Raw genomic sequence first — 21,818 nt, forward strand, 5'->3', positions numbered from 1 at the left:
GGTTTCGGAAAGCACCGGCATATGTTGAACTCGCCTAAGTTATTGATAAACCTGCTGTATCGGGCTGTGGCGTAGTCCAGCGAATTTCGGTGCTGGAGTCATCGTGAAATAAAAAAGGGCCGCTGTTGCGGCCCTTCTTCATCACGCACAGCGTGCTCATTCAACCGCTGTCAGCACTTTCACGCTGCCATCGACAGCGCTTTTCTCGATGTAACCGATGGCTTTGGGATCGGCGGCAACGGCCTTCTTCACAGCCCCGGAATCGGCGACTTCCTTGGGTGGCTGGGCTTTGCCCGAGAACACCAAGCGAGACCACAGGGCCTTGATCTGCGCCTGGTCACGGCCGGTGGCCTTTTTGTAGAACTCGGCCCGGATCGGGGCCGATTCCAACTGGTCGACCGGCACCGAGCTTTGGCTCTTGCCCAGGAAGACGTCGGCGACCTGATCCTTGGTCAGGGGCGCGGCCGAAGGGTTGCCAATGACGACGATGTCCGCCGCTTGGGCAGCACCCGTCAGTGCCAGAAGCATCGACAGCGTGGAGACGATTTTGCGAAGGTTCATGCGGGTCTCCTTAGAACACGAAGTCGAGGGCAACGGTGATCAGGTCGACATTGCTGCCGGTCCTGAACGTGCTGACGGGTTGCGCGACCCGGAGTCGTCCATTGGACTGGTCACCCGTCCGGACTTTGTCGTACTGCGCTTTGAGCGCCACGTTCTTCATGAAGTCCCAGCGGACGCCCACCGATGCGGTGTTTTGGGTGGCGGAGGTTGAATACAAGGCTTGGTTGAAGCCGGCATTCAGAAGAGGGTTGATGGTGTTGACCTCTTTGATGCGGGACTTGGTACCACCAACCGTCACGTAGGGCGTGACGCTGCCAAAGCGGTAGCCACCGCTGACGTACCAGGTTGTGCTGTTCGACAGGATGCTGTCGCCCTTGAACTCGATCACTTCGCTCATGACGAACCAGTTACCAGGGTCATAGCTGGCCCCCACGGCCACGGCCGACAGGTCCCAGTCGTTGGCCTTGTACTTGGCCAATTCAGGGAAAAATGCCGATGCACCACTGGCGGTGGCGAACAGCGGTTGCAGCGATGGAATGTTGGTGTCCAGCTTGACGGAGGTGTAGCCGGCCCGCAGTGTGAGGGAGCCGATGTCCACCGATTCGTTCACGCCCCAGCCTGGGTGCGCTTGGAATTTGCCGCCGCCTGGGATTTTGGACGTGCTGGTGCCGTAGTAAACCTGGAACGTGTTGTTGGCATTGCCGATCGGGCTGCGGTAAGTGGCGTCGACGCCATCATTGCTGGTGATCGCCAGCACGCTGTAGGCTTCCAGAGGGGGGCGTACCCATGGACTCGCATAGCCCACGAAGCGCGATTCCGACAGCAAGTAGGAGGGGGTGGCAATGCGACCCAGGCGCAGACTGAGTTTGTCGGTGGCCTGGTACTTCACATTGGCCCATTCGACGAAGGGGTTGTAGCTGTTGTCGTACTGGTGCTGCGACACGACTTGGAGGACGGCGGACCACTGGGGATTGAAAACCGCGCTGACCTGGCCGCCCAACTTGCTGTCTGGCGCGAACGACCAGGAGTTGGTCATGCCGGCGCCATTGGGTTGAAAGATGGTGCCAACAAAGTCGGAGGTGTCGCTGTTGGAGTGGACGGCCGACAGTGTGCCAAAGCCGCTGAACTTGAATTCTGGACCGTCGGCCATGGCGGCACTGCAAACGGCGGCGGCGGCGGCCGCGATCAGGTAGTGCTTCATAGAAGGTCCGAAAGTTTGGGGAGAGGGTTTGGGATGGTTCGATGACGCTCGAAAAATGGGCATGGTTTCTCCATTTGGTTGTGTTAGCCGCAGTTCAAACATCCACTTACACGGCCAGAGACGACCGTATATCGGAAAGTCGGTCATCAATCTTTAAAAGTAGGCGTGTTTCACATGGCAGTCAATGCCGCCATGCGCAATATGCTCAAAAATGGTTCGTGAAATGCGTCACGGAACCCTGAGTGATGCATTTTGGTCACTGAAACGGGGCGTGAATTGAGGGCCTTGGTGGCTGCTTATCTCGCTCAAGATTTTGGCCGGGTCGCCAAGAATCGGAGCAAGCATCCAGGCGCACCCCACCCACCATGTCCGACAGCTCCCAAGACAAACAATTACCAGCCTCAGAGCGGAAGCTTAAAAAAGCCCGCGAAGAAGGCCAGGTGGTTCGTTCGCGCGATCTGGGGCACTTCTTCGTGATCCTGGCGGCGGCTGGCGTCCTGATGGCGTTGACCCCGGTCTGGATGGAAAAAATGCAACTGGAGCTCAGCGCTGGCATGCGTTTCGATGCCCGCACGGTGGCCAACCCCGCCATGATGGGCCAGCGCCTGTGGCAGTGGAGCACCCAGGCCCTCATGATGGTGGTGCCCTTTGGCGCTGGCGTGGCGCTGGCTTCCGTGGCGGCCAGCGTCCTGGCCGGCGGTTGGGTGATGTCCTTCCAGGTCATCTTCCCCAAGTTCGGCAAGCTCAACCCCATCACCGGCTTCGCCAACCTGCTGTCCAAGCAGCAGATGGTGGACGCCTTGAAAGCCAGTGCCCTGGGCCTGATCCTGGGCGCCACCGGTGCTTTCTTCCTGTCGCGCGTGTGGCCTGACATGGTCGATCTGCTGGCGCAGCCGCTGCCGGCCGCCATCCATGATTTCGGCATGACCCTGGGCAGCGTGATGACCTCGATGCTGCTGGTGCTGGCCTTGTTCGCCCTGGTCGACTGGCCGCTGCAGCGCTTCATGTTCATGAACCGCATGAAGATGAGCCACCAGGACCAGAAGGACGAAATGAAGCAGACCGAAGGCAACATGGAAGCCAAGGCCCGCATCAAGCAGCGCATGCGCGAAATGGGCCGCAAGCGCATGCTGGCCGCCATTCCCACGGCCGACCTGGTGGTGATGAACCCCACCCACTATGCCGTGGCGCTGAAGTACGACGAAGCCAAGATGGGCGCCCCCCGCGTGGTCGCCAAGGGCCTGGACCTGCTGGCCCTGCGCATCCGCGACCTGGCCACCGAGAACAAGGTGCCCGTGCTGGAAGCCCCGCCGCTGGCCCGCGCGCTGTACGCCAACACCGAAGTGGACGCCGAAGTGCCCATGGCCCTGTACGGCGCCGTGGCACAGGTGCTGGCCTATGTGTACCAACTCAAGGCCGCACTGGCCGGCAAGGCGCCGCTGCCTGGCAACCTGCCGGACCTGGACGTGCCCGTTTCCCTCGACCCCGCCCATAAGGCTGCACAAGCATGAACCCGTTCCTGCAACAACTCCAGGCTGTGATGGGCGGCAAGTCCGCCAAGGGCTTCCAGGTGCTGGCCGCGCCCATCGCCGTGCTGCTGGTGCTGGTCATGATGATCCTGCCCTTGCCGCCGTTGGCGCTGGACATTTTCTTCACCTTCAACATCGCGATGGCGGTGATGGTGATGATGGTGTCGGCCACCATGCTGCGTCCGCTGGATTTCGCGGCCTTCCCATCAGTGCTGCTGCTGACGACGCTGCTGCGCCTGTCGCTGAACGTGGCCTCGACCCGCGTGGTGCTGCTGCACGGCCACAATGGCCCGGGCGCAGCCGGCGCGGTGATCGAATCCTTCGGCCACTTCTTGATCGGCGGCAATTTCGCGGTCGGTATCATCGTGTTTGCCATCCTGGTGGTGATCAATTTCGTGGTGGTCACCAAGGGCTCGGAACGGATCGCCGAAGTGGGCGCGCGATTCACTTTGGACGCGATGCCCGGCAAGCAAATGGCCATCGACGCCGACCTGAACGCTGGCCTGATCGACGAGAAGGAAGCCAAGCGTCGCCGCATCGAAGTGGGCGAAGAAGCTGAATTCCACGGGGCCATGGACGGTGCCTCGAAGTTCGTGCGCGGCGACGCGATCGCCGGCATCCTCATTCTGTTCATCAACATCATCGGGGGCTTCATCATCGGCGTGGCGCAGCACGACCTGTCGGCCAGCGATGCCGCCAGTTCTTACGTGTTGCTGGCCGTCGGTGACGCGCTGGTGGCGCAGATCCCGGCTTTGCTGATCTCGGTGGCCTCCGCGATGGTGGTGTCCCGCGTCGGCAAGGGCGAGGACGTGGGCGCGCAGATCATCACGCAGATGTTCCAGAACCCGAAGGTCATGGGGGTGGCGGCAGGTGTGATTGGCCTGCTGGGCATCATTCCCGGCATGCCCACCCTGGTGTTTTTGCCGATGGCCGGTGGTTTTGGCTGGGCGGCGTACCGCATGCAGCAAAAGCAGGAGCTGGCCCGGAAGAATCCGCCCGCGGTGGACAAACCGGCCGAGGCGCCTGTCAACCCGAATGGCGAGGCCACCTGGGAAGACCTGCAGCCCGTGGACACCCTGGGTCTGGAAGTGGGCTATCGCCTAATCCAGCTGGTGGACAAGGACCGGGGCGGCGACCTGCTGACCCGGATCAAGGGTGTTCGCCGCAAGTTCGCGCAAGAAGTGGGCTTTTTGCCGCCGTCGGTGCACATCAAGGACAACCTGGAGCTGCGCCCCAGCTTCTACCGCATCACCCTGCGTGGCGCGATCGTGGGCGAGGGCGAGGTTTTCCCCAACATGCTCATGGCCATCAATCCCGGGCATGTGACAAACCCTTTGAAAGGCACCGCCGCCGTCGACCCGGCATTCGGTTTGCCCGCGGTTTGGGTGGAGGAGCGCCAGCGCGAAGCGGCGCAAATGGCGGGATACACGGTTGTTGATCCCTCGACCGTGGTGGCCACGCATCTTTCACACTTGATGCAAGTGCATGCAGCCAAGTTGCTGGGCCGGGTAGAGACCCAGCAGCTGGTGGAACATGTGACGAAGCTGGCTCCCAAACTGATCGAAGACGTGGTTCCCAAAATGGTTGGCATTTCGACATTGCAGAAAGTCCTGCAACTCCTGTTGGAGGAAGGTGTGCACATCCGTGACATGCGCTCGATCATTGAAACGCTGGCCGAGCAGACCTCGTCGGCCGCCCACCTGGCCAACGACCCGGCCGAGCTGGCCCGCCGCATCCGCGTCGGTCTGGCCCCGGCCATCGTCCAGCAGATCTACGGCCCCGTGAAGGAGCTGGACGTGATCGCCATCGAACCCGATCTGGAGCGCCTGCTGACGCAGGCCCTGACTTCGCCGAGCGGTCCCATGCTGGACCCCGGCGTGGCCGACCACCTCACGCGCCAGGCGGCCGACGCCACCCAGCGCCAGGAAAACCTGGGCCACCCCGCCTGCCTGCTGGTGCCCGACGCCATCCGGCCGACGGTGGCCCGCCTGTTGAAACGCGCAGCACCGCGCCTGAAGGTGCTGGGTCACAGCGAAATCCCTGAGACCCATTCGATCCGCATCGGTACCTTGATTGGAGGCCACGCATGAACGTCAAACGCTTTATTGGACGCACCTCACGCGAGGCCATGCAAAAGGTCAAGCTGGAATTCGGCAACGACGCGGTCGTGCTGTCGACCAAGCCGGCACCCGAAGGTGGGATCGAGGTGTTGGCCATGGCTGCCGACAGCGTGCCGTCGATGGACTCCTACCCGCCGGCCGAACGCGAAGAACAACGTGCGCCTGCCGCCCGTGCCCAGCCAGCGGCGCCCCAGCAGGCCGCCCCGGTCGCTCGCAAGGCGGCTGAACCCGCGCCCGTGGCCGCCGCCGCGTCGCGTTCGGCGATGTCCAACCTGGCCTCGACCGTGCAGGACGACGTCAAGCAACTGGCCATGAGCACCTTGTCCTTCCAGGACTATGTGCGTGAACGCATGCTCAAGCGCCGCCAGGTGGCCCTGAAGGCCGCCCGCACCGAACCCGCGTTGGCCGGCACGCCCGAAGACCAGCTCTCGCAACGCCTGGGCAATGCCAGGCCTCAGCCAGCTCAAGCCCCGGCCGCCAGCGCCAATGTCGACCTGTCGGCCGGCCTGGAGGCGTGGTTGTCGAATCCGCCCGCGCCGCAGGCGGCTGCTCAAGCGCCTGCGCGTCCTGTGCAAGCTGTTCGTGCCGCGCCTCAGGACACTGGCCACGTGGCGCAGGTGTTGCCATTGCGTGCCGAGTCGCGCGAAGAGCCGGTTCGCCAGGCGCCCGCCCGGGCTGCCCGTCCTGCCAGCGATCCCGCCGAATTGACCTTGAAGTCGGTGACCAGCCGCAGCGCTGCATCCTCTGACAACGCCCGTTCCGACGCCGCCACCATGGCCGCGCTGAAGGCTTCGCAAGAGGCCAATGCCTCGATGCTCAATGAGCTGCGCGCCATGCGGGCCATGATGAAGGAACGATTCGAGACCATCGCCTTCATCGAGAAATTGCGCCGCACGCCCGCACAGGCTGGCCTGGCCCAGAAGCTGTTGGACGGTGGCTTCTCGGCCGTGCTGATCCGCAAGATGCTGGACGCCATGCCCGCCGAAGTCAGCTCCGGTGCGCAAGACGAAAACGTGTGGGCTGCCCAGGTGCTGCAACGCAATCTGAACACGGCCGACAAGGAGCCCGCCATCGAAGACCAGGGCGGTATCTTCGCCCTGATCGGGTCGACCGGCGTGGGCAAGACCACGTCCACCGCCAAGCTGGCCGCCATGTTTGCCGCCAAGCACGGCGCGCAGAACCTGGGCCTGATCACGCTGGACGCCTACCGCGTCGGCGCCCATGACCAGCTCCGCGCCTACGGTCGCATCCTGGGTGTGCCCGTGCACATGGCCCACGACCGCGCCGCGCTGGAAGACCTGCTCGAACTGCTGTCCGGCAAGAAGATGGTGCTCATCGACACGGCCGGCATGGCCCAGCGCGATGGCCGCACCAAGGATCTGCTCGACATGCTGGCCCACCCCTCGATCCGCAAGGTGCTGGTGGTCAATGCCTCTTCGCAAGGCGATGCGATCGAGGACGTGATGGCGGCCTACCAAGTCAATGCCTGTGCCGGCGTGATCCTGTCCAAGCTCGACGAAGCCGTGAAGCTCGGTCCGGCCCTGGATGCGTTAATCCGTCACAAATCCAAGGTTCTGGGTGTGGCCAATGGGCAGCGCGTTCCGGAAGATTGGCACAGACTGTCATCGCAGGCTTTGGTGCACCGTGCCCTGCGCGCCAGCCTCAATCCTGCTTACCGCCTGGATCCCAATGAAGTCAGCCTGGTGTTCTCGACCCCTGCCATGACCGATGTCACGGCCAACCCGTCTGCACTCTGAACCCGCCGCTGCCCATGACCAGTTACCTGCATCAAACCACTGCCAGCCATCCGGCCGATCAGGCCGAGGGTTTGCGCCAGATGTTCGCCGCGCGTGTGCTGCGTTTCGTCCCGGTGGTGGCCAACCCTGGCGCCGTCTGTGGCGGTGTGGTGCTGGAGCGCTTGTGCGCCGCCTATGCGAGCTTCGGCCTGCACACCCTGGTGGTCGATGCCGGTGACCAGGCCCGCGCGCCGAGCGAGCTGGCCGAGTTTGACCTGAGCGAAGGCATCGAGCCTTTGTCCAAACAGGTGAGTTACCTCGCGGCCCGTGGCCTGCCTTTGCGGCACGCCGATGCGCGCGGTTCTTGCGTCAGCTTGTTGCACACCCTGGCCGATGCGGCGCCGCAATGCGATGTGGTGCTGGTGCACGCCTCGGCCAGTGAGTTGGTCCGGATTTTTGGTGAGCGCGCCCGCCACGGCAACCTGCGCCCGCTGGTGTTCACCAACGACGTGGCCGAAGGCCTCAAACAGGCGTATGCCGCCGTCAAGATCATGAGCCAGCGGGGCCCGTGGCTGGCCTACGACCTGCTGGTCTGTGCCCATCCCCACTCGGACCAGGCCGAAGCCGTGGCCGAGCGCCTCGGCCAGTGTGCCGACAACTTCCTCGGTGCTGCGCAACGCGACTGGCTGCGCATCAATCCTCACGAGCCCTCCAGTCACGACCCGAGCCCCCGGTTCCTTGAACTGGCCGCCGGACTTTTGCAGTGTGCCTTGCCGCTCACCTTGGGTGATGCCGCATTCGAACACTTGACCTCACCAGGGTCTGCCTTGCCTTCGCGCAGGTCACCCGTACTCAATTGATGTTCATGGAGCAGCGCATGTACACCGCCAAAGGCCGCCTCGATATGGACGCCCAGCTCAAGCAATACAGCTCGCTGGTGCGACGTCTGGCCCACCAGATGATCGCCAAATTGCCGGCCAACGTCGAAATCGATGACCTGATCCAGGTTGGCATGATTGGCCTGAGCGACGCCTTGACCCGCTTCGACGCCGGGCAGGGCGTGCAGTTCGAAACCTTTGCCACCCAGCGCATCCGCGGCGCCATGCTCGACGAGCTGCGCGGCGCCGACTGGATGAGCCGAGGCACCCGCAAACAGCAACGCGACATCGAAGGTGCGGTGCACCGACTGGAGCAGCGCCTGGGCCGCGCGCCGCAGGAAAGCGAGATCGCCAAGGAAATGGACATGTCGCTGGCCGACTACCAGGAGATGCTGGGCAAGGTGCGCGGCACCCAGCTCATCCACCTGGAAGACATGAGCGGCGAAGATGGCGACAACGATTACCTCGACCGCCATGTGACCGACGAGGGCAACGATCCGCTGGCTTTGCTGGCGGACCACCGCATGCGCTCGGCCCTGGTCGAGGCCATCAAGAACCTGCCCGAACGCGAGCAGTTCGTGATGAGCATGTATTACGAGCAGGACATGAACCTCAAGGAAATCGCCGCCGTGCTGGGCGTGACCGAGTCGCGTGTCTGCCAATTGCACAGCCAGTCCATCGCGAGGCTGCGGGTCAAGTTGAGAGAGTGGTGAGAACGTGCTGGGTTTCAAGCGCAAGGACACGGTGGCAGCGCCCGCCGCCGTTTCCGAACTGAACAAATCGGCGCAATCCAACCCGAACGCGGAAGTGCACGCGCTGGCGCAGAAACTCCAGCACGACACCGATGGCCTGGGCCATGAAGCCGCCGAACTGCGCGGCACGCTGGAAGATTCTTCCGCGGTGGCCTTGCAGCAGGAAGAAGGCTTCGGCGTGCTGGCCGGGCAGTTGCAGGACATTGGCCAGGCGCAGCACCGCATCCAGCATGCCAGCCACCAGAGTTTGTCGTCGGTGGCGCAGGCGCGTGAAAGCGTCGAACACGTCGGTCACGAAGTGGCCAAGGTGGTCGACACGCTCAAGCACGTGGCCTCCGCCGCGCGAGACATCACGCAGGTGGCCCTGCAGACCCGGCTCGTGGCCTTCAATGCCTCGGTCGAGGCCAAGCGTGCGGGCGAAGCCGGCCGTGGCTTTTCCGTGGTGGCCGATGCCGTCAAGGACCTGGCCACGCAGGTCGAAGCCACCTCCAAGACCATCATGAGCACGGTCAGCCAGCTGGACGACCGCATCCAGGCCTTGTCGCGCGACATCCTGTCGCGCGAAGACGCCGCGGCCCCGTCTTCGAATGGCCAGGCGCAGCGCGTGACTTTCCACCAGGCCTTGTCCAAGGTGGAGGCCGGTGTGCAGCACATCACCCAGGCCGCCGACGAGAGCCGTGCCCTGTCGGATGGCGTGAACCAGCAGGTGTCGCAAATGGGCGCGCAGATCCGGCGCACGCACATGGCTCTGGGCGTGGCCATGAAGCGCAGCGAAGCCGTGCTGGGCGTGTCCGAGCGCTTGATGGAGTTGATCGCCGGCAGCGGCGTTCGAACCGCCGACACGCCCTACATCGAGCTGGCGCAAAACGTGGCGGGGCAGATCGCCCAGTCGCTTGAAAACGCCCTGGCCGCTGGCAAGGTTACCCTGAGCGACCTGTTCGACGAGCATTACCGCCCGATCGCCGGCAGCCAGCCGCAGCAGCACCAGACCAAGTTCAACGCCATCACCGATGCCAGTTTCCCGGTCATCCAGGAAGCCGCGCTGACGGCACTGCCCGAGGTCGTGTTCTGCATTTCGGCCGACCGCAACGGCTACATCTCCACCCACAACAAGAAGTACTGCCAGCCGCAACGCGCCGGCGATGTGGTGTGGAACACGGCCAACTCCCGCTGGCGCCGTGTCTTCAACGACCGCACCGGCCTGGCCTCGGCCCGCAACCAGCGGCCCTTCCTGTTGCAGACCTACCGGCGCGACATGGGGGGTGGCAACTTCGTGCTGCTCAAGGAAGCGTCCGCGCCGATCATCGTGCAGGGTCGGCATTGGGGCGGCCTGCGTCTGGCCTACCGGTTCTGACCGCGGTCTTCAGCCGATGCGGCCGAGCAGCAGGTATTCCATGAGCACCTTCTGCACGTGCAGGCGGTTCTCGGCCTCGTCCCACACCACGGACTGAGGCCCGTCGATCACTTCGGCGGCCACCTCTTCGCCACGGTGAGCGGGCAGGCAGTGCATGAACAGGGCGTCGGGCTGGGCCACGCCCATCATCTCCTCATCGACGCACCAGTCGGCGAAGGCCATCTTGCGCGCCTCGTTCTCGGCCTCGAAGCCCATGCTGGTCCACACGTCGGTGGTGACCAGCGAGGCGCCACGGCAGGCGTCCATCGGGTCCTTGAAGACCTTGTAGCAGGCCGTGTTGTTGATGCCGGCCACGACAGGATCGATCTCGTAGCCGCTGGGCGTGCTCACGTGCACCGTGAAGCCCAGGATCTCGGCCGCTTGCAGCCAGGTGTTGGCCATGTTGTTGCCATCGCCCACCCAGGCCACCACCTTGCCTTTGATCGAACCGCGGTGCTCGATGTAGGTGAAGATGTCGGCCAGGATCTGGCAAGGGTGGTATTCGTTGGTCAGCCCGTTGATGACGGGCACGCGCGAGTTGGCCGCGAACTTCACCAGCTTGGATTGCTCGTAGGTGCGGATCATCACGATGTCGACCATGCGCGAGATCACGCGCGCGCTGTCCTCGATCGGCTCGCTGCGGCCCAGCTGGCTGCCATCGGTGGTCAGGTGCACCACCGAGCCACCCATCTGGTACATGCCCGCCTCGAAGCTCACGCGCGTGCGCGTCGACGCCTTCTCGAAGATCATGGCCAGGGTGCGGTCGGCCAGCGGCTGGTACTTCTCGTAGTTCTTGAAACGGCGCTTGATCAGGCCGGCCCGCTCGAAGAGGTAGGCGTATTCCTCGGCGCGGAGGTCCTTGAACTGGAGGTAGTGCTTGATCAGGCTGGTTCCGGGTTTCATGCTCAGGCCGGGTTGGTTTCGTTCAGGAACTGTTTGACCAGCGGCACCAGCAGCGCCACGATCTGGTCGGCTTCGTCCGTGGTCAGGATCAGGGCGGGCAGCAGGCGGATCACCTTGTCGGCGGTCACGCTCAGCAGCAGGCCCGCATCGACCGCACGGCCCAGCAGCACGCCGCAAGGGCGGTCCAGTTCGATGCCGATCATCAGGCCCTGGCCGCGGATGTCGCTCACGCCTTTCAGCTCGCCCAGCTCGCGCGTCAGCGCTGACTTGAGGTGCGCACCCACGCGATCGGCATTGGCCAGCAAGCCGTCTTCTTCCATGATCTTGAAGGTCTCGACCCCGGCGCGCATGGCCAGCGGGTTGCCGCCGAAGGTGGTGCCGTGGTTGCCGGACTGCAGCACATGGGCCGCCTTGGGGCCGCACACCACCGCACCGATCGGCACGCCCGAGCCCAGGCCCTTGGCCAGCGGCATCACGTCGGGCTGGATGCCCGCCCACTGGTGCGCGAACCACTTGCCGGTGCGGCCGATGCCGCATTGCACTTCGTCGAGCATGAGCAGCCAGCCGCGCTCATCGCACAGCTTGCGAACGGCCTGCAGGTAATCGTTGCGGGCCGGGTTCACGCCGCCTTCGCCCTGAATCACTTCCAGGAACACGGCGACCACATTGGGGTGGGTCTCGGCCACCTCGTTCAGGGCGGCGACATCGTTCAGCGGCACGCGCACGAAGCCTTCGACCAGGGGCTCGAAGCCGGCCCAGACCTTGGGGTTGCCCGTGGCCGACAGCGTGGCGATCGAGCGGCCATGGAAGGCCTTTTCGTAGACGATCACCTCGGGGCGGTCGATGCCCTTGTCGTGGCCGAACTTGCGCGCGATCTTGAGTGCTGCCTCGTTGGCCTCCAGGCCCGAGTTGCAGAAGAAGACGTTGCTCAGGCCCGAGCGCTCGACCAGCAGGCGCGCCAGTTCTTCCTGCAGTGGCACCTGGTAGTAGTTGCAGCTGTGGATCAGCTTGGTGAGCTGGTCTTGCAAGGCGGGGACCAGCTTGGCGTGGTTGTGGCCCAGCGTGTTCACGGCGATGCCGGCCAGTGCGTCCAGGTACTCGCGGCCATCGGTGTCCCAGACTCGGGTGCCTTGGCCGTGCGACAAGGCAATCGGCAGGCGACCGTAGGTGGGCATCACGTGGGGCATCGTCACTGGGGCGTTCATGGCAGGCTTTCTTGCAAAAAAGAAAAAGCGCAGTGGCAGTACTGCGCTGGGGACATTCTAAGGAAAAGGCGGGCAAGCCGGTGCACCATGGTGCGTTGCATTCGCGTCCCACCGATGCACGGGGTTATGGCATCAATGTTGCGACGCTGTCGGCTTGTGACCGACAATGCGGGCTGTTGCCGACAGAGACCACCCTCGATGTCGCGACACCCCATTGCAGCACGCCGGCAAAACCGGCAGCCGCGCCTGTCAATTTACCCATTGCACAGACGCACCGTTCGTCGAAAGCCACACCGTGTCCTTGACCCCCCCTCGAAGTTCCAAACCTCGCGAGGTTTTCATCCAGGGCCTGACCAAGTCAGGCAAGACTTTTCGGCCCAGCGATTGGGCCGAGCGCTTGGCGGGGGCGATGTCATCGTTCAGGCCGGGGGGCGCGCACATGGGCCGATCGGCCCACATCGGTTATTCGCCTTACTGCGTGCCCACGTCGATTGGCGACGTGAAGTGCGTGGTGGTCAACGAGGCCTTGCGCGACCTTGAACCGATGGCCTGGGATTTCGTGATGAACTTTGCCCGAGACAACGACCTGCAGGTGACCGACGCCTGCCTGCTGCCCTGACCCCGGAAAACAAAAAGGCCCGCTTTGAAGCGAGCCTTTTGGGCTTGAAGCAGTGGCTGCCCGGAGGCAGCTTGGTGCTCAGGCAGCCAGGGCCTTGACCTTGGCGGACAGGCGGCTCTTGTGGCGAGCAGCCTTGTTCTTGTGGAACAGGCCTTTGTCGGCGATGGAGTCGATCACGCCTTGGGCAGTGCGGAAAGCGTCAGAGGCCTTGGCCTTGTCGCCTTCTTTCACCGCCTTGAGCACGCCCTTGATGGCCGTGCGGAACTTCGAACGCAGGGCCGAATTGGCGGCGTTCAGGCGGATGTCTTGACGAACGCGCTTGCGGCCAGAGGCAATGCGGACGGTCTTTTTGGGCTTCGATGCTGATGGCATGGTTTTTTTGGGCCTTGCAGATGCCTGAGGCAGGCTGGATTGACCAGATCACCTCAATTCGCACCCCACAAAGCCAGTGTTGGTTGGAAAGCCGGCGATTATAGCGCCCCGCCAGCCATTTGCCTAGATGCCCCGCTGGGGCTTCCTATAATCCCGCGATGAGTTTGCTGAAATCCGCGTCCATTGTTTCCCTGCTGACCCTGGCGTCCCGCATCACCGGCCTGGTCCGTGAGCTGCTGATCGCCGCCGCTTTCGGGGCCAGCGCCACCACCGACGCCTTCAACGTCGCCTTCCGGATCCCCAATCTGCTGCGGCGGCTGTTCGCCGAAGGGGCGTTTTCCCAGGCCTTCGTGCCCATCTTGTCCGAAAGCCGCACCCGCCAGGGCGACGAGGGCACCCGCCTGTTGATCAACGCCGTGGCCACGGTGCTGTTCTGGACCCTGCTGGTGGTGAGCCTGCTGGGGGTGGTGGGCGCCCCAGTGCTGGTCTGGCTGATGGCGTCGGGCCTGCAGGAAAGCGGTGGTTTCGACGCCGCCGTGGTGATGACGCGCTGGATGTTTCCCTACATCGGCTTCATGTCGTTGGTGGCCTTGAGCGCCGGCATCCTCAACACCTGGGGGCGTTTCGCGGTGCCGGCGGCCACCCCGGTGCTGCTCAACCTTTCGGTGATCGCGGCGGCGTGGTTCGTGGCGCCGGTGTTCAGCGCGCAGGGCCTGGACCCGGTGCTGGCCCTGGCGGTGGGCGTGATGGTGGGGGGCGTGGCGCAGTTGGCCATCCAGATCCCGGCGTTGATCCGCGTCGATTCTCTGCCCAGCATCGGGGTGTCTTGGGCCAGCATCAAGGCCGCCTGGCACCACCCGGGGGTGCGGCGCGTGCTGCGCCAGATGGGGCCGGCGGTGCTGGGGGTGTCGGTGGCGCAGTTGTCCTTGCTGGTCAACACGCAGATTGCCTCGCATTTGCAGGCGGGTTCGGTGTCCTGGCTGACCTACGCCGACCGCCTGATGGAGTTCCCCACCGCGATGCTGGGCGTGGCCCTGGGCGTGGTCTTGCTGCCGCAGTTGTCCAAAGCACAAGCCAGTGGCGACCAGGCCTTGTTCTCCGACCTGCTGGACTGGGGCTTGCGCCTGGTGCTGCTGTTGGCCTTGCCTTGCGCCGTGGCCTTGCTGTTGTTCGCCGAGCCGCTGGTGTCGGTGCTGTACCACTATGGTCGGTTCAGCCCCACCGATGTCCAGCAGACGGTCCTGGCCCTGAGCGGTTATGGCGTGGGCTTGCTGGGCCTGGTGGGCATCAAGATCCTGGCGCCGGGCTTTTACGCCACGCAAGACATCCGCACGCCGGTGCGCATCGGCATCACGGTGCTGGTGATCACGCAGTTGCTCAACCTGGTGTTCGTGCCGTGGTTGGGGCATGCGGGGCTGGCCTTGTCGATCGGCCTGGCGTCCTTGGTCAATGCAGGGTGGTTGCTGATGGGGCTGCGCAAGGCCGGGCGTTATCGGCCTTCGGCGGGCTGGGGCTTGTTCGCCCTGCGCGTGATCCTGGCGTCGGCTTTGTTGGGGGTGCTGCTGTGGTTCGCGGCGCACCGAATCAATTGGCTGGCGCTGCATGACCAGCCTCTGGTCCGCGTGGGCCTGATGGCGGCTTGCCTGGTGGCGGCCGGGGTGCTCTACTTCGGCGCCTTGCTGCTGTCGGGCATGAATTTGCGGCAGGCGATCAAGCGGTAGGACAAAGCAGCGCGCCATCCACGGCGCGCCACCAACAAGGCGCAAGCCTACAGCGAGCGCGCCAGATCCACCGCCTGCTCCACCCGGTCCACCGCGTGGATGGTGAGCCCTTCGATCGGCTTCTTGGGCGCGTTGGCCTTCGGCACCACCGCGATGGAAAAGCCCAGCTTGGCGGCCTCCTTCAGGCGCTCTTGCCCCCGCGGCGCCGGCCGAATCTCACCCGCCAGCCCCACTTCGCCAAAGGCAAAGAAGCCCTTGGGCAAAGGCTTGCCACGCAAGCTGCTTTGAATCGCCAACAGCACGGCCAGGTCGGCCGCGGGTTCGCTGATGCGCACCCCACCCACCGCGTTGACGAACACATCCTGGTCGCCGCAGGCCATGCCCGCGTGCCGGTGAAGCACCGCCAGCAGCATCGCCAGCCGGTCTCGCTCCAGCCCCACGCTCAGCCGGCGCGGACTGGGGCCGCCTGAATCGACCAAAGCCTGGATCTCGACCAGCAGCGGGCGCGTGCCTTCCAGCGTCACCATCACCACCGAGCCGGGCACGGGCTCGTCATGCGTCGACAAGAAAATGGCGCTGGGGTTGCTGACCCCTTTCAAGCCTTTGTCGGTCATCGCGAAAACGCCGATTTCATTGACCGCGCCAAAGCGGTTCTTGATGGCGCGCACCAGGCGAAAGCTGCTGTGCGTTTCGCCTTCGAAGTACAGCACCGTGTCGACGATGTGCTCCAGCACACGGGGCCCAGCCAGCGCGCCTTCCTTGGTCACGTGGCCGACCAGCACCATGGTGCAGCCACTCGACTTGGCCACCCGGGTCAGGTGGGCAGCGCATTCACGCACCTGCGCCACCGAACCAGGCGCCGAGGTCAATTGGTCTGAATAGATGGTCTGGATCGAGTCGATCACGCAGAACGAAGGCTGTTCGGCTTCCAGCGTGGCGATGATGTTTTCCAGCTGGATCTCGGCCTGCACCCGCACCTTCGAGCCGTCCAGGCCCAGCCGCTGCGCCCGCAAGGCCACCTGGGCGCCGCTTTCCTCCCCGGTCACGTAGAGCACGGGCATCTGGCGCGACAAGGCGTCCAGGGCCTGCAGCAGCAAGGTCGATTTGCCGATGCCTGGGTCACCACCGATCAGGATCACGCCACCCGTGACGATGCCACCACCCAGAACGCGGTCGAGTTCTTCGAGGCCGGTGGGCGTGCGCGCGATGTCGGCGGCTTCGATCTGCGACAGGGTGGCCACTGGCTGGGCGGCGTTCAGCCCACGCGTCAGGGCCTGCATGCGGTTCTTCGCGGGGCCGGTGTCGGCGCGGGTTTCTTCCAGCGTGTTCCAAGCGTTGCAGTGCGGGCATTTGCCCAGCCATTTGGGGCTGGTGCCGCCGCACTCGGAGCAGGTGTAGATCGTCTTGTCTTTGGCCATGAAGGGTGTGGTGGTTCGGTCAGGCGATCTCGTCGCCATCCTTCTGGCTGTCCTGGATGGCCTTGTATTTGCGATCCAGTTCCTGGCGCAATTGGCGGCGCAGCAGGGCGGATTCAAAGCGGCGCTTTTCCTCGGCGGTGGTGGGCTCGAGCGGCGTGACGGATTTGGGGCGGTTGTTGTCGTCCACGGCCACCATGGTGAAGAAGCAACTGTTGGCGTGGCGCACCACCTGGGTGCGGATGTTCTCGGCGATCACCTTCACGCCGATCTCCATGGACGAGTTGCCCGTGAAGTTGACCGAGGCCAGGAAGGTCACCAATTCACCCACATGGATGGGTTGGCGGAACATCACGCGGTCGACCGACAGGGTCAGGACATAGCAGCCGGCATAGCGGCTGGCGCAGGCGTAGGCCACCTGGTCCAGCAACTTGAGGATGGTTCCGCCATGCACATTGCCGGAGAAGTTGGCCATGTCGGGCGTCATGAGCAAGGTCATGCGCAATTGGTGGCGGTGGTGGTCGATGTCCATGCTTGATTCTGGTGCAAAACTCATTGAAGGCCCGGGCAAAGGGACGGCTACATGCAATTTCTGGGCCGATTTGGTGCGTGGATCAGGGGTGATGCGGGTGCAAGGCTTCGACCGGCACGCGCTGCGACAGGGCGCACATCAGTTCGTAGCCCACGGTGCCACAGTGCTGGGCCACCTCGTCGATGGGCAGCACGGTGGCCTGGCCATCGCGCAGTGGGCCGTGTCCCCAAAGGGTGGCCTCGCTGCCCACGCGGGCTTCGGGCGCGGGCCCCAGGTCCACGGTGACCATGTCCATGGAGACCCGCCCGACCAGGGGCACTCGAACGCCGTCGATCAGCACGGGCGTGCCATCCGGCGCATGGCGGGGATAACCGTCGGCATAGCCGCAGGCGACGACGCCCAGGCGCAGATCACGGTCGGCGGTGAAGCGGCTGCCGTAGCCCACGGTGTCGCCGGCCTTCAAATGCTGCACGCCGATCAGCTTCGATCTCAGGGTCATCGTGGGCTGCAGGTCCCAATGCGCGGCGCTGTGCTCGGGGTGGTCGGGCGAACTGCCGTACAACATGATGCCGGGGCGCACCCAGTCGCCACGCACGGTGGCGTCTTGAGCATGACGCAAGGTGCCGGCGCTGTTGCACAGGCTGCGCTCGCCGCTCAGGTCGGCACAGGTGGTGGTGAACAGGTCCACCTGGTGCTGGATGCCACGCGGTCCGTCGGCGTCCGAGAAATGGGTCATCAGCGAGACTTCATCGACCTGGGGCAAGGCCGCCAGGCGGGCCCAGGCGCTGCGAAAGGCAGGGGGCGTGAAGCCCAGGCGGTTCATGCCCGTGTTCATCTTCAGGAACACGCGGTGCGGCCACTCGGTCTTGTGCTGGGCCAGCCAGTCGATCTGTTCGTCGCAGTGCACCACATGCCACAGGCCCAGGCGCGAGCACCATTCCAGGTCGCGGGCCTCGAAAACACCTTCCAGCAAGAGGATGGGGCCGCGCCAGTCGAGTTGCCTCAGGCGCTGTGCCTCGGCGATGTCGAGCAGGGCAAAACCATCGGCGCCACGCAAGCCCTCGAAGGCCCGTTCGATGCCATGGCCGTAAGCGTTGGCCTTGACCACCGCCCAGATGCGGGCATCGGGCGCGCAGTCGCGGGCGCGCTGCAGGTTGTGGAGGAGGGCGTCGATGTGGATCAGGGCTTCTAAGGGGCGCGGCATGGGAGGATTGTGCCAGCCGCCATGCTATAAACCGCGGCTTGGCCTTCCGCTTTACCGACGTCTGGTGAGCGGCGAAGGTTCAAACATCTCACGCATGAAGACAGTGACTGCCCGCTTATGAAAAAAGGCTTTTTCACCATCATGGCGGCGCAGTTCTTCAGCTCGCTCGCCGACAACGCCCTGTTCGTGGCCGCGGTGGAATTGCTGAAAAGTTCGGGTGCCCCAGATTGGCAGCCAGCCGCGCTGGTGCCGATGTTCGCACTGTTTTACGTGGTGTTGGCGCCTTTTGTCGGCGCGTTCGCCGACGCCGTGCCCAAGGGCAAGGTCATGTTCTTCTCCAACAGCATCAAGGTGGTCGGTTGCCTGATGATGCTGTTCGGCAGCCATCCCCTGATCGCGTACGCGGTGGTGGGTCTGGGCGCCGCCGCCTATTCCCCCGCCAAGTACGGCATCCTGACCGAATTGCTGCCGCCTTCTCAGCTGGTCAAGGCCAATGGCTGGATCGAGGGCTTGACCATCACCTCCATCATCCTGGGCGTGGTCTTGGGCGGTCAGTTGATGGGCGAGGTCGTCGCGCCGCACTTGCTCGCTTTCGACATGCCACTCGTCACCACGGGGGTGGACACGCCGGCCGAAGCGGCCATCGCCGCCATGATCCTGTTGTACGTGCTGGCGGCCTTGTTCAACCTGCGCATTCCCCGCACCGAAACACCGTTGCAGCCCTTGCCGGCCAACCTGTGGTCCCTGGTGGCCGATTTCTTCGACTGCAACCGCCGCCTGTGGCAGGACAAGCTCGGCCAGATTTCCTTGGGCACGACCACCCTGTTCTGGGGCGTGTCCGGCAACCTGCGCTACATCGTGCTGGCCTGGGCCGGCGTGGCCTTGAGCTATGACACCACCCAGGCCTCGGCCCTGGTGGGGGTGGTGGCGGTCGGCACGGCGGTGGGCGCGGTGCTGGCCTCGGCCAAGATGCGCCTGGACCAGGCGACGCGCGTGATCCCGCTGGGCGTGGCCATGGGGTTGCTGGTGCTGGGCATGAACATGATCCGCGACATCTATGTGGCGGTGCCTTTCATGATCATCCTGGGTGGCCTGGGCGGCTTCCTGGTGGTGCCGATGAACGCCCTGCTGCAGCACCGGGGCCACAACCTGATGGGTTCGGGCCGCTCGATCGCGGTGCAGAACTTCAACGAACAAGCCGCCATCCTGGTGATGGGGGCACTTTACAGTGGCCTGACCAAATCGGGTCTGTCGGCCTATGGGGCGATCACGTCCTTCGGGCTGGTGGTGGCGGCAGCCATGCTGGGCATCTGGTTCTGGCACCGCAGCAACACGGTCCACCACCGCGACGAAGTCGAGCGCTTGCTGGCGGTGGCGCGCAGCGATTGCCACTGAAGGTGGCTACAGCCGCTCACACATCCGCAACATAGCTTTACGAATCCATGTCATCGGGTTCTGGCTGGCGGCCGTTGTAGGACCATGACGGAAATCGCGCCGCTTGTTCACCCAGGGCCGGCCGTCGTGCAAAGGAGAACCAGCATGAATGCTCGCCACTTTTTCACCCGACCCCAGACCCTGGCCGCCTCGGCACTGCTGGCGCTCGCCGGCGCGGCCCACGCCGGGGGTGTGTCATGGTCCGTGGGCGTGAACGCGCCCGTGATGTACGGGCCGGGCCAAGTGAGTGCCGTCGTGTCCAACGGGCATGGCTACCACTACCCGCCGCAACCGGTCTATGTCCAACCCCGCGTGGTGGTTCCCCAGCCCTACTACGGCGTGCAGCCCGTGGTCTACCAGGTGCCGCCTCCCCGGTTTCGCGCTTACCCGGGTTGGGGTGGCCGCTGGCACCGCCATGGGCGCGCCGAGGCTTACGCCAATGGCTACCGCCAAGGCTATGAGCGTGGTTACGACCATGGCAACGACGACGACCGACGCGGCGATTGGGGCCGCCACCACGGCCGCTGATGCACCTTGGCAAGGCCATGACAGGCCTTGCCGACCTTCAGCGCCGTCGATTGCTGCTGCCGCCCAGGATCGAACCCAGCACACCGCGGATGATCTCGCGGCCCACCGATGAGCCGATGGTGCGCGCGGCCGACTTGGCCACGGTTTCCAGCACGGAATCCTTGCGGCCACTGCCTTTGAACAGGCCGCCGGCCAGGTCACCCAGCCAGGATCCGCCAGCGTCCGGCGTGGGTTGGCTTGTTGTGCTGCCCGCACTGCCTCCGCGGACGGCGATCTCCGCTTCTTCGCGCATGGAGCGCGGCGCCTTGGCCTGGGCTTCCTCGAGGGTGGGGGCGCTGGCGGCGCGGCCCTTGAGCTTCTCGTAGGCCGATTCGCGGTCCACCACTTTTTCGTACACGCCGGCCACCAGCGAGGTGCTCAGCAGCGTCTTGCGTTGTTCGGGCGTGATCGGCCCGATCTGGCTGCCCGGCGGCAGCACGAACACGCGCTGCGTGATGCCAGGACGGCCCTTGTCGTCCAGACAACTGATCAAGGCTTCGCCCACCGCCAGTTCGGTGATGGCCGTGGCGATGTCCAGGCCAGGGTTGGCGCGCATGGTTTCGGCGGCCGATTTGACGGCTTTCTGATCACGTGGGGTGAAGGCGCGCAAGGCGTGTTGCACGCGGTTGCCTAGCTGACCCAGCACAGTCTCGGGCACGTCCAGCGGGTTCTGCGTGACGAAATAAACGCCCACGCCCTTCGAGCGCACCAGGCGCACCACCAGTTCGATGCGTTCGATCAGGGCCTTGGGCGCGTCGTTGAACAGCAAATGCGCTTCGTCGAAAAAGAACACCAGCTTGGGTTTGTCCAGGTCACCGACCTCGGGCAGGGTCTCGAACAGTTCGGACAGCATCCACAGCAGGAAGGTGGCGTACAGACGCGGCGCGTTCATCAGCTTGTCCGCCGCCAGGATGTTGACCACGCCGTGGCCATCGACGGTCTGCATGAAATCGTGGATGTCGAGCATGGGTTCGCCGAAGAACTGGTCGCCCCCTTGCTCTTCCACCTGCATCAGGCCGCGCTGGATGGCGCCCACGCTGGCCGGGCTGATGTTGCCGTACTCGGTGGTGAAGGTGCTGGCGTTGTCGCCCACGTGCTGCAGCATGGCGCGCAGGTCTTTCAGGTCGAGCAGCAACAGGCCGTTGTCGTCGGCGATCTTGAACACCAGTTGCAGTACACCTTGCTGCGTGTCGTTCAAGTTCAGCATGCGCGACAGCAGCAGCGGGCCCATGTCGGACACGGTGGCGCGCACCGGGTGGCCTTGCGCGCCGAACACGTCCCACAGGGCGGTGGGGCAGGCCAGCGAGGGCGGCGCTTCGATGCCGCGTTCTTTCAAGATGCCGGCCAGCTTCGGACTGACCGTGCCGGCCTGCGAGATGCCAGTCAGGTCGCCCTTGATGTCGGCCATGAAGACCGGCACGCCCAGTTTCGAGAAATTCTCGGCCAGATTTTGCAGGGTGATGGTCTTGCCGGTGCCCGTGGCGCCGGTGATCAATCCGTGCCGATTGGCCAACTCCGGCAGCAGGTGGCATTCGATGTCACCGTGGCGGGCGATCAGAATTGGGTCGGCCATGAACGGGCTCCTGAGGGCAAAGGTAAAATTCGGGAAATCACGAGATCCCAGTATCTCTGCAAATCATGTTCGCGCCCCTGACCAATGTGGTGCGCGATGCGCC

The 21,818-nt window shown here is 64.4% G+C and carries 19 protein-coding genes; 10 read left to right on the plus strand and 9 right to left on the minus strand.

The genetic code is table 11. From position 1 onward, the window contains the following. Positions 1-156 precede the first annotated feature (156 nt). On the minus strand, positions 157-561 hold the full coding sequence (locus ACREB4_RS03660; protein ID WP_431586839.1) for a hypothetical protein: 405 nt from the start codon (positions 559-561) through the stop codon (positions 157-159). A gap of 10 nt (positions 562-571) precedes the next feature. Next, positions 572-1,762 (minus strand): porin, encoded by a 1,191-nt coding sequence (locus ACREB4_RS03665; protein WP_431586840.1) that lies wholly within the window; start codon positions 1,760-1,762, stop codon positions 572-574. Positions 1,763-2,127: 365 nt separating this feature from the next. Here ACREB4_RS03665 and ACREB4_RS03670 point away from each other — a divergent pair, with 365 nt between their 5' ends. Genes ACREB4_RS03670 through ACREB4_RS03695 form a run of 6 tightly spaced genes read left to right on the plus strand, consistent with a single transcriptional unit; the run spans position 2,128 to position 10,131 of the window. Beyond that, a complete protein-coding gene (locus ACREB4_RS03670; protein ID WP_431586841.1) occupies positions 2,128-3,273 on the plus strand; it encodes an EscU/YscU/HrcU family type III secretion system export apparatus switch protein in 1,146 nt (381 codons plus the stop codon). Beyond that, positions 3,270-5,381 carry a flagellar biosynthesis protein FlhA gene (flhA, locus tag ACREB4_RS03675; protein WP_431586842.1) on the plus strand — a complete coding sequence of 704 codons (2,112 nt, stop codon included), beginning with the start codon at positions 3,270-3,272 and terminating at the stop codon, positions 5,379-5,381. The genes ACREB4_RS03670 and flhA overlap by 4 nt, the downstream gene beginning before the upstream one ends. Then, positions 5,378-7,168 (plus strand): flagellar biosynthesis protein FlhF, encoded by a 1,791-nt coding sequence (gene flhF / locus ACREB4_RS03680; RefSeq protein WP_431586843.1) that lies wholly within the window; start codon positions 5,378-5,380, stop codon positions 7,166-7,168. Before flhA ends, flhF begins: the two co-directional genes overlap by 4 nt. Before the next feature lie 14 nt (positions 7,169-7,182). Next, complete coding sequence (locus ACREB4_RS03685) at positions 7,183-8,007, plus strand: flagellar biosynthesis protein (protein ID WP_431586844.1); 825 nt, start codon at positions 7,183-7,185, stop codon at positions 8,005-8,007. A 17-nt stretch (positions 8,008-8,024) separates the two neighbouring features. Beyond that, on the plus strand, positions 8,025-8,738 hold the full coding sequence (locus ACREB4_RS03690; RefSeq protein WP_230179109.1) for an RNA polymerase sigma factor FliA: 714 nt from the start codon (positions 8,025-8,027) through the stop codon (positions 8,736-8,738). A gap of 4 nt (positions 8,739-8,742) precedes the next feature. Further along, a complete protein-coding gene (locus ACREB4_RS03695) occupies positions 8,743-10,131 on the plus strand; it encodes a methyl-accepting chemotaxis protein (RefSeq protein WP_431586845.1) in 1,389 nt (462 codons plus the stop codon). Positions 10,132-10,140: 9 nt separating this feature from the next. On the opposite strand, the gene argF is transcribed toward ACREB4_RS03695, so the two are convergent. Both argF and ACREB4_RS03705 read right to left on the minus strand, forming a co-directional pair. Then, a complete protein-coding gene (gene argF, locus ACREB4_RS03700; RefSeq protein ID WP_431586846.1) occupies positions 10,141-11,073 on the minus strand; it encodes an ornithine carbamoyltransferase in 933 nt (310 codons plus the stop codon). A gap of 2 nt (positions 11,074-11,075) precedes the next feature. Next, a complete protein-coding gene (locus ACREB4_RS03705) occupies positions 11,076-12,278 on the minus strand; it encodes an aspartate aminotransferase family protein (RefSeq protein ID WP_431586847.1) in 1,203 nt (400 codons plus the stop codon). 295 nt (positions 12,279-12,573) lie between these two features. Between ACREB4_RS03705 and ACREB4_RS03710 the strand changes: the two genes are divergently transcribed. Further along, positions 12,574-12,897, plus strand: a complete 324-nt coding sequence (locus ACREB4_RS03710) for a DUF3579 domain-containing protein (RefSeq protein ID WP_431586848.1) — start codon at positions 12,574-12,576, stop codon at positions 12,895-12,897. Positions 12,898-12,975: 78 nt separating this feature from the next. Here ACREB4_RS03710 and rpsT read toward each other — a convergent pair whose 3' ends face one another. After that, a complete protein-coding gene (gene rpsT, locus ACREB4_RS03715; RefSeq protein ID WP_431586849.1) occupies positions 12,976-13,269 on the minus strand; it encodes a 30S ribosomal protein S20 in 294 nt (97 codons plus the stop codon). 158 nt (positions 13,270-13,427) lie between these two features. Here rpsT and murJ point away from each other — a divergent pair, with 158 nt between their 5' ends. Continuing rightward, the gene (gene murJ / locus ACREB4_RS03720) at positions 13,428-14,990 is read left to right on the plus strand and encodes a murein biosynthesis integral membrane protein MurJ (RefSeq protein WP_431586850.1); all 1,563 of its coding nucleotides are present in this window, start codon (positions 13,428-13,430) and stop codon (positions 14,988-14,990) included. 47 nt (positions 14,991-15,037) lie between these two features. Here the strand turns inward: murJ and radA are convergent, their stop codons facing one another. The 3 genes from radA to alr all read right to left on the minus strand — a co-directional run bounded on the left by radA (position 15,038) and on the right by alr (position 18,141). After that, positions 15,038-16,408: a DNA repair protein RadA gene (gene radA / locus ACREB4_RS03725; protein ID WP_431586851.1), complete on the minus strand. Its 1,371-nt coding sequence runs from the start codon at positions 16,406-16,408 to the stop codon at positions 15,038-15,040. Positions 16,409-16,427: 19 nt separating this feature from the next. After that, entirely contained in the window at positions 16,428-16,931 is a 504-nt protein-coding gene (locus ACREB4_RS03730; protein ID WP_431587040.1) for an acyl-CoA thioesterase, read from the minus strand. 88 nt (positions 16,932-17,019) lie between these two features. Continuing rightward, positions 17,020-18,141 (minus strand): alanine racemase, encoded by a 1,122-nt coding sequence (gene alr / locus ACREB4_RS03735; protein ID WP_431586852.1) that lies wholly within the window; start codon positions 18,139-18,141, stop codon positions 17,020-17,022. A 117-nt stretch (positions 18,142-18,258) separates the two neighbouring features. Between alr and lplT the strand changes: the two genes are divergently transcribed. Both lplT and ACREB4_RS03745 read left to right on the plus strand, forming a co-directional pair. Beyond that, a complete protein-coding gene (lplT, locus tag ACREB4_RS03740) occupies positions 18,259-19,536 on the plus strand; it encodes a lysophospholipid transporter LplT (protein ID WP_431586853.1) in 1,278 nt (425 codons plus the stop codon). A gap of 144 nt (positions 19,537-19,680) precedes the next feature. Then, the gene (locus tag ACREB4_RS03745; protein WP_431586854.1) at positions 19,681-20,103 is read left to right on the plus strand and encodes a hypothetical protein; all 423 of its coding nucleotides are present in this window, start codon (positions 19,681-19,683) and stop codon (positions 20,101-20,103) included. Positions 20,104-20,140: 37 nt separating this feature from the next. On the opposite strand, the gene ACREB4_RS03750 is transcribed toward ACREB4_RS03745, so the two are convergent. Then, the gene (locus ACREB4_RS03750; protein WP_431586855.1) at positions 20,141-21,715 is read right to left on the minus strand and encodes a helicase HerA-like domain-containing protein; all 1,575 of its coding nucleotides are present in this window, start codon (positions 21,713-21,715) and stop codon (positions 20,141-20,143) included. Positions 21,716-21,818 lie beyond the last annotated feature (103 nt).

Origin of the sequence: Aquabacterium sp. (assembly GCF_050725395.1) — a bacterium.
In the GTDB taxonomy this organism is placed as follows: Bacteria; Pseudomonadota; Gammaproteobacteria; order Burkholderiales; family Burkholderiaceae_C; genus Aquabacterium.